This window comes from Flavobacterium phycosphaerae (assembly GCF_010119235.1).
GTDB lineage: Bacteria > Bacteroidota > Bacteroidia > Flavobacteriales > Flavobacteriaceae > Flavobacterium > Flavobacterium phycosphaerae.
Genome location: NZ_JAAATZ010000001.1, coordinates 1,711,635 through 1,725,164, shown reverse-complemented (window position 1 = coordinate 1,725,164; position 13,530 = coordinate 1,711,635). Strand labels below are relative to the sequence as shown.

5 protein-coding genes, 1 tRNA gene and 1 pseudogene are annotated in these 13,530 nt (G+C 38.5%); 5 read left to right on the top strand and 2 right to left on the bottom strand.

All coding sequences use genetic code 11. The features are described 5' to 3' along the window. Nucleotides 1–53 precede the first annotated feature (53 nt). Together GUU89_RS07620 and GUU89_RS07615 are read left to right on the top strand one after the other, a co-directional pair. Nucleotides 54–356 (top strand): HU family DNA-binding protein, encoded by a 303-nt coding sequence (locus GUU89_RS07620; protein ID WP_158592531.1) that lies wholly within the window; start codon nt 54–56, stop codon nt 354–356. Nucleotides 357–475: 119 nt separating this feature from the next. Beyond that, nucleotides 476–1,036, top strand: coding sequence for a YqgE/AlgH family protein (locus tag GUU89_RS07615; protein WP_162127353.1), 561 nt, complete (start codon nt 476–478; stop codon nt 1,034–1,036). Here GUU89_RS07615 and GUU89_RS07610 read toward each other — a convergent pair. Together GUU89_RS07610 and GUU89_RS07605 are read right to left on the bottom strand one after the other, a co-directional pair. Then, nucleotides 1,033–1,868: pseudogene (locus GUU89_RS07610) on the bottom strand (aminotransferase class IV). The gene GUU89_RS07615 and the pseudogene GUU89_RS07610 overlap by 4 nt on opposite strands. A gap of 49 nt (nt 1,869–1,917) precedes the next feature. Then, nucleotides 1,918–2,310: an START-like domain-containing protein gene (locus GUU89_RS07605; RefSeq protein ID WP_162127352.1), complete on the bottom strand. Its 393-nt coding sequence runs from the start codon at nt 2,308–2,310 to the stop codon at nt 1,918–1,920. Nucleotides 2,311–2,455: 145 nt separating this feature from the next. Between GUU89_RS07605 and GUU89_RS07600 the strand changes: the two genes are divergently transcribed. The 3 genes from GUU89_RS07600 (at nt 2,456) to GUU89_RS07590 (ending at nt 13,473) form a co-directional block, all read left to right on the top strand. Further along, nucleotides 2,456–2,529 (top strand) — tRNA-Met (locus tag GUU89_RS07600). Nucleotides 2,530–2,823: 294 nt separating this feature from the next. Beyond that, nucleotides 2,824–7,530: a LamG-like jellyroll fold domain-containing protein gene (locus GUU89_RS07595; RefSeq protein WP_162127351.1), complete on the top strand. Its 4,707-nt coding sequence runs from the start codon at nt 2,824–2,826 to the stop codon at nt 7,528–7,530. A 258-nt stretch (nt 7,531–7,788) separates the two neighbouring features. Beyond that, complete coding sequence (locus tag GUU89_RS07590; RefSeq protein ID WP_162127350.1) at nt 7,789–13,473, top strand: choice-of-anchor D domain-containing protein; 5,685 nt, start codon at nt 7,789–7,791, stop codon at nt 13,471–13,473. Nucleotides 13,474–13,530: the final 57 nt, after the last annotated feature.

Sequence of the window (13,530 nt, the reverse complement as noted above, 5' to 3'; positions counted from 1 at the left end):
CCAAAACGCTTGTGTAGTAAGCAATTCCTATTAAATTTGTTATCATTAACAAAATGTTTAACCAACAATTAATAACTAACATTATGAACAAATCAGAATTAATCGATGCAATTGCAGCTGACGCTGGAATCACAAAAGCGGCTGCAAAATTAGCTTTAGAATCATTTTTAGGAAATGTAGGCGGTACCTTGAAAAAAGGCGGAAGAGTATCTTTGGTAGGATTCGGTTCTTGGTCAGTATCTAAAAGAGCTGCAAGAGACGGAAGAAATCCTCAAACTGGTAAAACTATCAAAATTGCTGCTAAAAATGTAGTTAAATTCAAAGCTGGTGCTGAATTAGACGGAGCAGTAAACTAAAAATTAGTTCATCTGATATACAAAATCCACATCGTTTGATGTGGATTTTTTGTTTTTAGACTAAAAAAAATTAGCATTTTTAAATACTTTTTCTTAGTTTTAATAAAAATTTTATTGCAATGATCTCAGAAAAATTAAAAAAAGGTCAATTATTAATAGCCGAACCGTCTATTATAGGTGATTTGTCTTTTAACAGATCTGTGATTTTATTGGCCGATCACAACAAAGAAGGTTCGGTGGGTTTTATCTTGAACAAACCTTTAAAATATGCCATCAGGGATTTACTTCCTGAAATTGATTCCAAATTCAAAATTTATAATGGTGGTCCTGTAGAACAAGACAATTTATATTTTATTCACAATGTACCACATTTGATTCCGAATAGCGTTGAGATTTCAAATGGGATTTTTTGGGGAGGCGATTTTGAATTAACCAAAGAATTAATCAACACCGGCATCATCAAGAAAAAAAACATTCGCTTTTTCTTAGGCTACACCGGCTGGGATGCAGAGCAGTTAGAAAATGAAATGCAAGCCAGCTCTTGGATTTTATCCAAAAATATTTATGAAAACAATATTTTAGGCAAAGCTTCAGTACATTTCTGGAAAGAAAAAATCATTGAATTAGGTGGTGAATATCTAATTTGGTCCAATGCACCAGAGAATCCTATCCTCAATTAAGCTTCAATAGAGCTCTTTAATCTGTCTGACAGCTGTTGAGACAACATAACTTCAAACTCTTTTTTACGGTATTTTGTTATAGGTTGAATACCCATAATAACATTTGTTATGAATAATTCGTCTGCCTTTTGCAAATCAAATGGTGAAATAGGCTCTTCGACTACGGTTATAGTATCCATTTTTTTGGCAAGGGCTAAAACTTGTTTTCTCATGATTCCGTTCAAACAACCTTCGGTAATTGGCGGTGTAATTAACTTATCCCCATCCGCATGAATAGATTCCCATTTGTAGCTTCAACAACATTTTTATCTTCATTGATAAGCAAACAAGAATCCAATTGATTTTCTTTGGCAAAAATACCGGCCGTAATCTGAATCATTTTATTGTTGGTTTTCAAGGTAGAAAGCAATTGCTTAGAAATACTAAAGTCTTTATACAAATCAACCTCGAAAGGGGCTTTTGAAAATGGATACTGTTTGTTGTCCAATTCAGAAGCTACAATAACAAAAGAAACCGTATTGTCTGTAGGCGTATAAAATCCACCTTCATTTCTGAAAACCGTAAACCGAACACGGGCAGCATCAAGTAAATTGGAAACAGCTGCCAGATTTAAAATTTGTTCTTCCAAATATTCCATAGTAAATGACATTGGAATTTCCATTCGAACAATACGCATGGAAGCCATCAGTCTGAAATAATGATCTTCAAAAAATAAAATTTTACTATTTACAATTTTCAATGTTTCAAAAACACCGTCGCCATAAAGAAACGAACGATTTGAAACACTCAATTGCAGCTCAGTATCCAGTATAGTTCCATTAAAATTTACCATAAAAAAAGTCCCGTTTTTAGCGGGACAAATATACTGTATTAAAAAATATTTATATAGAACCTATGACGTGTTTTAAATCGGAAATTTGATTTTCCCATAATAATTTCGCCTCATCAACTTCATCTTCTTCGGCAAAATCAACTACCATTAAAGACACATCTTTGGTGATCTCGTCTTCCAAAATTCGCAATTCAAAATAATAGTCGGTATCCTTTTTGGTATCATCAACCCATTTGAATTTTACCTTTTCTCCCGTTTTTTTTGAAGCTAAGCGTGCATTTTCCTCAATGTCATTCCAAATAAAAGTAAAAAATTCACCTCTTGAATTTACGTTATCAGCAAACCACTCCTGTAAGCCTGAAGGTGTTGAGATGTATTGGTAAAGTAACTGAGGTGACGAATTCAAAGGAAACTCAAGCTCATAACGAATTTTATTATCCATAATCAGAACAAATTTTTTGGAAATATATAGAATATAAAATCAATAAAAAAGTGTTTTTTAAAAATAAAAAAAATAAGTGTTTTAAGTTTGTAACCCTAAATTTTAATTTTATATTTGCACCCGCATTCAGAGGATGCCGACTATTGGCGAGGTAGCTCAGTCGGTTAGAGCGCAGGATTCATAACCCTGAGGTCGGGAGTTCAAATCTCCCTCTCGCTACAAAAATTGAAAGGTTTGGAAATTTCCAAGCCTTTTTTTATTTCCGTTTTTTTACACTCTCTTTCCATTTTTTCAATTTACTGATTTTCAACTACTGAAAAATACCATTCGTCGAAATATTCATTAATATTTTGTAAGTTTTTTATGTTTTAATATTGTATATAATTGCATTTCATCGATTTTTTTGTGCTTTTTATCGATTATTTGAAATGACTTTCTACTTTTGAAATGTCAAATAATCAAATGAAGCATAATGCTCTTCATTTAAATAATAAAATCATAAATCCCCGAGTTATGAAAAATTTATTAGTTAAATTAAAAAGAAACTATTCCCTGGCTATTGCAATCCTACTAAGTGCAATAGCAAACGGTCAAACCAGTCCGCAAACTTTTACAGCCACAGGAACCTTTACTATTCCATCTGGTGTTTTCCAAATTACTGTTGAAGCCATTGGCGGTGGTGGTAAAGGCGGAACCTGTTTATCTTCTGCTGGCTTTAATGTTGGTGGCGGTGGCGGTGGCGGTGCTTATGCAGCAAAAACAATTGCTGTTACTCCAGGCCAAATCTACACTGTTACTGTTGGTACTGGCGCTACAACCAATACAAGTGATGGCAAAGATTCATATTTTAAACTTCAAAGTGGCACCACTACTTTAGTATTAGCTAAAGGAGGTAAAACAGTACCTAACAATACCATCACCGGGGGCTTAGGTGGTAGTGCCAGTGCTTGCATTGGAGATGTTATTGCCAGTGGAGGCAATGGAAGCGACGGTCTTTCCAACTCATATGGAGGTGGCGGAGGGGCTAGTGCCGAATCAGGAAATAATGGCGTAAGTGCCACAAGCTATTTAGGAGCATTAGCCTCTTGTACCGGTGGTAAAGGAGGAGATGGATATAATAATCAAAATGGTAATGGTAATGCAGGAAGCACCTATGGAGGTGGCGGAGGCGGTGCCAGAAGAAACCAAAATGCAGGATCAGGAAATACCCGAAATGGTGGTAATGGGGCAAACGGAAAAATTGTTATCAGTTGGGAAACTATCCAACCCAACAACTTAACTAAAGGTCCGGGCGGGGTAACCGCTGATTTGCAATTATGGTTGCGTTCTGATTTATTAGACGGAACAACAACTGTTGCCGATAATACTAATGTGAATACTTGGTATACACAGGCCAGAGGATCAAATGCGGTAAAACCAGCTTCTGTTGGTGCGCCAATCTATAGAAATAATGCAGCCTATAACATCAATTATAATCCGGTAGTTGATTTTACCAACAATTATAATTCACCTTCTCAATCCTATAATGACAACGACCCAAACAGACAATATTTAAAAGGAACTTCCGGATATTATTCGCAGGAAACCTATGTAGTTATGATTCCGGATGTAACGCTGAACTCAAGCACAAACTCGATGGATATATTCACCGGTGAAAGTCTTCCATGTCAGGAAATTGACAGAACCGGATTGACTTTGGGCAACGTTGACACCCGCTTTTCTAATGAAATCATATCCAACAATGTTGGGGTAAGTACCAGCTATGGTACTGCTCACACTAGTACTACGGCGCAGTACAACAGTGCCTTTATCCTAAATGCGAGAAATAATTCTGATTCCAGTCCAACAGGAAATGAATTGAATTTTAACGGAAACAATCTTTCCACTACCGAAGCCAATAGCACTTCATTTAGAAATGTAAACAACAGTCCATTTTGGATTGGGAGAAGTGAAGGTTATGATGGTAGTTTAGACGGCAGAATTGCTGAAATAATTACCTTCAACAAAAGAAAAGACGATACTACCGAAAGAACTAAAATTGAAAGCTATTTAGCTTTGAAATACGGAATTACATTAGGCACTAACGGTACTTCTCAAAATTATGTAGATTCAAACGGAACTGTAGTTTGGAACACAACATCCAACTCAGGATACAACTATAATATTGCGGGAATCGGACGAGATGATACCTCCAATTTGAATCAAAAACAATCCACCAGTATCAATACCAATCCCATAGTAACTATCGGATTAGGCAGTATTGATTTAACCAATAGCGCCAACACCTATACTTTTGGCGGAGACAGAAGATACCTTGTTTGGGGTGACAACAATGGTAATATGAATGATTCAGGAAATGATTTGACAGTTACCTTTGGCGGAGCTACCAACGTTACAACTTCAACCGATTTGCCTAACAAAAAATGGAAAATAGTAGAAACAGGAGGTGATGTTGGAACTACAAAAATTGCTATAGCCACTTCAGATTTGGCCAACTTACCCGCATTAGCAGGCAATGACGCTTACGTTATGATTGTAGCCAGTGATGCGGCTTTCACTACCAATGTGGAAACTGTATTTTTAACTGCTAACGGCACTAAACAAGAAACCACCTATGACTTTGATGGCGTACAATATTTCACTTTTGGAGTGGCTCACGAAACGATACTGTCCAGAAGTTTAACTTTTGACGGAACGGATGACGTAATGAAAATAGGTAACACCTATGATTTACCATCTAATTTCTCCTTAATGGTTTGGGTTAAACCAAACGGACAAAACAATTCGTCAAACGACAGAACCATAGCGTCTAAATACGACGGAACCACAGGATTCAAAATTTATTTATCTGCTGACAACAAAATCAATGTTTATTGGTCAGGCGGAACAATAGTTACCTCTTCTGTAGCATTGCCTAACTCAGAGTGGCGTAATATTGCTGTAACCTATAATGGCACAAACACGAAGTTGTATATTGACGGAGTGTTGGATGCCAATATAGCCTCAGCTGGACCTACAACCAATACCTCAACTTTTTCTATCGGTGCTGAATACCGTGACAAATCAGATATTAGAAATTATTTCAAAGGGGATATAGATGAATTCCGACTTTGGAACAAAACCATTTCGCAAACGCAAATCAGATTCATGATGAATCAGGAAATCACGCTTGATGGTACAAAAACAGCAGGAAGCAGCCTTCCGAATACAATAACCCGAAACGATGTGAGCTCCTTAAATTGGTCTACTTTAGAAACGTATTATTCGATGAATTCTTTTATTGGAACCCACATCAATGACGACTCAAACAACTGTAACCGAGGAAATGTATTCACCCCTGGAAAAGTATCGGTGGTCTATCAAACCGCTCCAATGCCCTATCAAACAGCAGCTGACGGCTTGTGGTCTGACAGTACCAGTTGGGTAAATGGTGCTACTCAACCATTACCTTACAGTCTTTCAATTGTTGACGGAACGCCAATCGAATGGAATATCGTTAAAACTTCACACAATATTACAACCACCGGAAATAAAGTAGTAATGGGCTTATTTGTTGACAGTAATACTTTATCAGCCACTAATGATACTAAAATCCAAATATCTCATTATTTAAAATTGGATGGTAAAATTGACTTGGTAGGTAAATCGCAATTAGTTCAAATAAACAACAGTGACCTAGATGAAAACAGTTCAGGCTCTTTAGAGCGCGATCAGGAAGGGCAATCTAACAAATACAACTTCAATTATTGGTCTTCTCCTGTAAGTTCAATAAATAGCACTACAATTAATCACGGGTTTACTGTGTCTGGAGTTATGAAAGACGGAACCGATCCTGATAATATTCAAAACATCTATTGGTCAAGTGGTATTGACGGCTCTGCAACCAGTCCGATTACTTTGAGTAATTATTGGATATTCAAATTTCAAAACCAAAATAACAGCGGTGCCAACTGGGCCCAAGTAGGACAAAACGGAACTTTACTTCCCGGCCAAGGCTATACATTAAAAGGAAGCAATTCAAGTGCTGACCATCAAAATTACACCTTTGTTGGAAAACCAAATAACGGAACGATTACTTCTTATGTTGCAGCCAACAATTTAAATTTATGTGGGAATCCTTATCCTTCTGCTATTGATGCTGATGATTTTATTAATGACAACATTACCTCTATTACCGGCTCGCTATATTTTTGGGAACAATACAGTACAAACATTTCGCATGTAGCCATCCAGTACCAAGGAGGTTATGCCACTAGAACATTAGTTGGAGGTACACCACCTGTTTCCCCATCAGGCGTAAGTGGTTTAGGCACTAGCACTAAAACACCCGGAAGATATATCCCAGTAGGGCAAGGCTTTTTTGTCACTGGCTCTTCAACTGGAGGAAATATCGTTTTTGGCAACAATCAAAGATCATTTATAAAAGAAAGCAGCAGTAGTTCCTATACTTTATTTAAAGCTGCCAATCCTACTACCACTGACCCTTACAGTCATGAATTCAATAATCATAACGACAGTTTTTCTCAGGAATCGTTCATGAAACTACGTCTTGGTTTCAATTCGCCGGATAATTACCATCGTCAAATTTTGATTGGCTTTATGAACCAATATGCCACAGCAGGTTTCGACAAAGGGTATGACGCGGTTAGCATAGAAAACCAACCTATTGATATGTATTTTATAAACAACAACAGGAATTTGAATATTCAAGGCGATGGTTATTTTAATGATGCTAATATATACCCGTTAGGGATAAAAACAGCAACCGCTGGCGTTGTCAACTTTATTGTCGATGCTAAAGAAAATTTTAATCCGAATCAGGAAATCTTTATTTATGATAATGTAACCGGATTGTATAACAGCATCAAAAATCAAACTTTCCAAATTAATTTACCGGCCGGAACAGTGGAAAACCGATTTTCATTACGCTTCAAAAGAACTGATGCATTAGGTATTACTCAAAACGAAATCACAAACGGAATTTCGATTGCTCATTTACAAGCAACAAAAACGATTAGCATCCAAAACACTACTTTAGATTCCACAGTAAAATCAGTATTGCTTTTCAATCTTGTTGGGCAAAGTGTAATGACTTGGAAAATTGAGAGCCAAGACCAAACTGACATTCAATTACCGGTGGCCAACCTCAGCACCGGAGCTTATATAGTAAAGGTAATCACCGATAAAGGCGAAGTGACCAAAAAGATTTTGATAAAATAATTCACAATGCTTTTTTAATTATTTGACACGAAAAACTCTCCTCAAGGGGAGTTTTTTTATTTAGACAACTCATGTATCAAGAATTTAAAAATATGTAATCCTTTTATTGATATAAATTAAATTTAACTGTATTTAATCGATTATATAAATCTCTTTATCGATGATTAAAATGAAAAACTTTAGCTTTGAAATATTAAAAATTTGAAGGGAATTTTAAACTTCATTTAAATAATAAATCACAAACTAAAGCCCCAAGCTATGAAGAATTTATTACTTAAATTACAAACCTACTATGCCTTTTTTGGAGTAATCCTAGTGTCAAGTACGGGTTACAGTCAAAACAAATCGCAAACATTTACAAGCACAGGTACCTTTACGGTTCCCGCAGGAGTAACCCAACTCACTGTAGAAACTTGGGGCGGTGGCGGAAGAGGGAGTACGCTAACTACGAACATTGGCGGTGCTGGTGGCGGTGGCGGAGCCTATATGAAAGGGATCTTAACCGTAACTCCCGCAAACAATTATACCGTGACTGTTGGAGCAGGAAGCACTACAACAGCTGCCGGCGGTGACTCTTGGTTTAGTACTAATACAACGATTATAGCTAAAGGAGGCTCAAGCGCGGCCGATAACACTTCTGTTGGGGCTATTGGAGGTTTAGCAACTGTAGCTTGTATTCCGTGTACTTCTTTTGTTTCTTATAATGGTGGAAACGGAGCCAATGGTTCTAACGGAAGTTATGGTGGCGGTGGCGGTTCATCTGCTGGAACGGCTCAAGCAGGAAATACAGCTACCTCTTTTACCGGAGCAACAGCCCCAACAGGTGGCGGAAACGGTGGAAGCGGAAGAAACAGCTCACAAGGTAACGGAACTACAGCTACCGGTTTGGGCGGAGGCGGAGGCGGAGCATTACGAACTTCCAGCAGTACAAGAAATGGCGGAAGTGGTGCCAACGGACTAGTAATTATAAGTTGGGATGAACCGGAGATTAATATCACAGGCAATGCTATTTCAATTAACGATGGAGATATAACGCCTTCTACTACTGATGCAACTGATTTTGGTTCAATAGCAGTAGTAACGGGAACTATAACAAAAACATTTACCATTCAAAATACAGGAACCTTGCCTTTATCCATTGGTGCCATTACACTTAGTGGAGCCAATGCCTCAGATTTCAGTATCATAACAAATCCAAATGCTACTATTGTTGCCGGTGGAAATACTACTTTCACCATTTCATTTGATCCAAGTGCCGGCGGAACCCGGAGTGCTACTTTTTCAATTGTAAATGGTGACACGGATGAGAATCCTTATGATTTTTCTATACAAGGAACCGGACTGGAACAGGAGATTGATATCAAAGGAAATGCTGTTACTATTGTTGATGGCGACACAACAGCTTCCACTACAGATTGGACAGATTTCAGCTCTACCAATACCACCAGAACATTTACCATATACAACACCGGAACCACCGATTTAACACTTGGAACAATCTCGTTAAGCGGCACCAATCCCGGAGATTTTGCTGTAACTACTGCTCCGAGTGCAACGGTAACACCGGGAAATAGTACCACATTCACTGTAACTTTTACACCAAGTGCCGCCGGAACCAGAAGCGTTACCATTTCTATAATCAATAATGACAGTAATGAGAATCCATATGATTTCAAAATTCAAGGAACCGGTGTGGCGCCTTCAATGACTGTTAAAGGAAATAATGCTGCCATAAGTGATGGAGACACTACTCCAACCATTACGGACTGGACCGACTTCAATTCAACCAATATTTATTCGCCAATTACCCGAGTATACACCATTGAAAACAGTGGTAATATGAATTTAAATCTAACCGGAGCCCCTTTGGTAACAATTTCAGGAAGCAGTGATTTTACAATAAGTGTTCAACCCACTACTCCCGTCCAACAAAATAATGCTGTTAGTTTTACCGTTAGTTTTTCGCCAACCGTTACCGGTATAAAAACAGCCGATATCAGCATAGCCAATAATGACAGCGGAGCAGGAAAAAATCCATACACCTTCAGAGTAACGGCCACTGCTGTACAAACTTTCATTGACAGTGATGGTGACGGCGTTTTTAACAATATTGACAATGATGACGATAACGATGGAATTCCGGATAACATTGAGCAAAGCTACGCTTCAGGTTCGGTATTAAGTTCGCAGGTAAACATTACATTGCTCAATGAAACGTTTGGCGCTGGCGCAGGAAGAACCCGTATTTATTCTTTCGTTCCTACCGCTTCTACAACGTATTGTTATGAAGACGGAACAACGACTCAGAATTCAGATGAATGTGATACCGTTTTAGATTTAAATGACGGACAATATACCGTAAATAATATCGCCGGAACCACAGCTGTCGCCTCATGGGCACCAACCTATTGGTATCAAGGTCCTGACCATACCCCTTCTGACACTAATGGCCGAATGGCATTATTTAATGCAACCAATAACATTACGGATGAGTTTTACAGAACTACTATTCAAGGTGTAATTACCAATGCTCCGCTAACGTACAGTTTTTATGTTTTAAATTTAGACCGCACAGATGCTCCCGGAATTGCCACGCGAAACCGTCCAAATCTTACGGTAGAATTCCGTGATTTGAGCAACAATTTGATAAGCACGCTAAATACCGGAAATATAGCACCTACAGCTGTAGGCAATGCAACCGGTGATTGGTACCAATTTTCAGCCTCCTTTACTCCTACTACAACTGGTTTTTCCATTGTTTTCAAAAACAACCAGCCCGGAGGTTTGGGAAATGACTTAGCCTTAGACGATATTAAAATCATACAAACCATTACCGACACGGACCAAGATGGCATTGGTGATGCTTATGATTTAGATTCCGATAATGATGGAATTGGTGGCATTATTGAAGATGGTTGGGCCAGTTTAAGCAATGGCAAAGACCGAATGGATTTATCGCCTTCAGTATGGATAGATGCGGATGGTGATGGCTGGCACGATACCGTTCAGGCTTGGTACAACACTCACATGCCGGCTAATTTTGATGGCGATGCGGTTCCTAATTACATCGATTTGGATTCAGATAATGATGCTCGTTTTGATGTAGATGAAGCCGGTTTATACAACGGGGATGGCGATGTAAACGGCGATGGTGAAGGCGAAGGAAGCGACCCGGATGCCGATGGTATCGTTGGTATTTTTGATGTAGTAAATGGGTATGGAAATTCAGGAAAAACAACGCCTGTGAATTCCTATGGAGCTGAAAATCCTGATTATTTAAACACCATGTCAAAACCCGGAGTGAATGATATTTCCACCACATTATATGCCAGTTTAGACACTAATTATGATGGTATTATTGATGGCACAACAGATGCAGATCGAGACGGAATTTTAGACGCTTTTGATACCAGCATAACGATTTATGGTTCACCAAGAGATTTAAACAGAAAACTGCTTTTAGATTTTGACGGAAGAAATGATTATGCCGAAAAGACAGCCATTTTAGGTGGATTATCCACGGCTTCCCTGATGGCATGGATTGACCTAAACAGTGCTTTCAGCTCGGAAGGCGTGGTTGTAGGTCAAGATAAATTTCAACTAAAAATTAACAGCATTAAAAAGTTAACAGCTGTAGTAAACGGAACTACCCTTACATACGATACTGTTCTAAACACTTCGCAATGGTATCATGTGGCTGCTATTTATGGCGATGGTTCTTTAAAATTATACCTCAACGGAAATTTAGTGGCCACGCAATCGCTTTCCGGAAGTATTGCAGCTGATGCTACTAAACTGACTTTGGGCAGAAACCCTAACGGAACAGATAAATATTTCAAAGGAAAAATTGATGAAGTGAGAGTCTTTAATGTGGCCTTAACCGACACCCAATTGCAAAGAATGGTGTATCAGGAAATTCAGAATAACAGTTCTCAGGTAAGAGGTGCTATTATTCCGAAAGACGTAGGTTCCTTACCTTTTGCCAATTTGTTAGGGTATTTCAGAATGGATACTTATAAAGACGACATTGTTGACGATTTAACTACTCCAACCGTAGATATCGGCACCGGAATGAAAATGTACAATCACAAAAACATTTACGTACAGCAAGCACCCATGCCATTCCTGACCGAACGAACCGGAAACTTTGCTACTGCGGCCAACAGCCCAACCAAAGATATTCGCGGATTGGATATTATGGAACAAGATTGGTCTATCGTTCAAGTAAAACACGACATTGACGAAACTGCCAATAATGTTGATTTAGGCATGTTACTCGATTCGGGAGTAACGGTAAACATGAGCAATGATACCAAAATTCAGAATGATTGGTACTTATTACTAAATGGTAAAATCGATTTAAAAGGAAAATCACAATTGGTACAAACCACCGAAAGTGATTTGGATGTAACCAGTTCGGGCTCTATTGAACGCGACCAACAAGGACAATCCAACAAATTTAATTACAATTATTGGTCATCTCCGGTAAGCACCCTGAACAACTCCACTATCAATCACGGTTTTACAGTGGCCGATGTTATGAAAGACGGTACCGATGTAGACAATATTCAGAACTTGCTTTGGACTAGTGACCTTAACAGCACAGCCACCAACCCGATTATGTTGAGCAGCTATTGGATTTTTAAATTCCAAAACCTCAACAATAGTTATTCCAACTGGGCTTCTGTAGGACCAAATGGCACCCTGCTTGCCGGACAAGGCTATACTTTGAAAGGAAGCAATGCCTTATCATCTAATCAAAATTACACTTTTGTCGGCAAACCTAATAACGGAACAGTTACTTCGAGCGTTTCGGCCAATAATTTAATTCTGTGTGGTAATCCCTATGCTTCGGCGATTGACGCCAATGCTTTTATAACCGAGAACTCGACTGCTATTACCGGCACCCTTTATTTTTGGGAACATTACAGCACCAATAGTTCGCATGTTACCATTCAATACCAAGGGGGTTATGCCACTAGAAACTTAGTTGGCGGTACACCTCCGGTTGCTCCTGCGGGAGTCAGCGGATTGGGGTCGAGCAGCAAAACGCCGGGAAGATTTATCCCTGTTGGAGAAGGATTTTTTGTAACCGGCTCGGCCACGGGAGGAACCATAACCTTCAATAACAGCCAAAGAAGTTTTGTAAAAGAAGAAGACTCGCAATCCAATACTTTATTTAGAACGGCTAATCCAACGGTCAGCCGAAAAAACAAAAACCATAACAATGATGAAGATGATTATACCGAAGAAGAAGAGTTCATGAAATTGAGATTGGGCTTTACTTCGAGTGATAATTTTCACCGTCAAATTTTATTAGGTTTTATGAATGAACATGCCACATCCGGAATTGACGTTGGCTACGACGCGGTGAGTATTGAAAATTTAACTAATGATATGTATTTCGTTAATGGCACTGCCCAATTAAACATTCAGGGAGAAAGCTATTTTGATAACGATAATATTTATCCGTTAGGAATTAAAAATGCTTCTGCCGGCTGGGTATCTTTCACGCTTGATGCCAAAGAAAACTTTCAACCAAATCAAAAATTCTTTATCTATGACAATGTGACTAAAAAATACAACAATATCAAATCAGAGCCTTTCGTTATTGCTTTACCTGCAGGCACTATAGAAAACCGTTTCTCATTACGCTTCAAAAAAGAAAACGGTAATGGTAACCACAACCGTATGGATGATGCAATAACCGTGACCAATGCTACTGCTGCCAAAATGATTACCATCAATAACAACCTGAAGGAAACCGAAGTAAAATCGGTGCTGCTTTATAATTTATTAGGGCAAGAAATTGTAGCTTGGAGCGTAGCCGATCAGGACCAAACTCATATAGAACTCCCAACCAACAACTTGACCACCGGAGCCTATATTGTAAAAGTAATCACCGACAACGGTGACCTCAGCAAAAAAATTCTAGTTAATTAAATATTGTTTTGAAATGAAAAACTCCCACTGGTTTGGGAGTTTTTTTTATGGGTATCT

Bases quoted from the DNA above. Each gene is read 5' to 3' on its own strand.
- GUU89_RS07620 (WP_158592531.1), top strand. From the start codon at position 54: ATGTTTAACCAACAATTAATAACTAACATTATGAACAAATCAGAATTA.
- GUU89_RS07615 (WP_162127353.1), top strand. From the start codon at position 476: ATGATCTCAGAAAAATTAAAAAAAGGTCAATTATTAATAGCCGAACCG.
- GUU89_RS07605 (WP_162127352.1), bottom strand. From the start codon at position 2,310: ATGGATAATAAAATTCGTTATGAGCTTGAGTTTCCTTTGAATTCGTCA.
- GUU89_RS07595 (WP_162127351.1), top strand. From the start codon at position 2,824: ATGAAAAATTTATTAGTTAAATTAAAAAGAAACTATTCCCTGGCTATT.
- GUU89_RS07590 (WP_162127350.1), top strand. From the start codon at position 7,789: ATGAAGAATTTATTACTTAAATTACAAACCTACTATGCCTTTTTTGGA.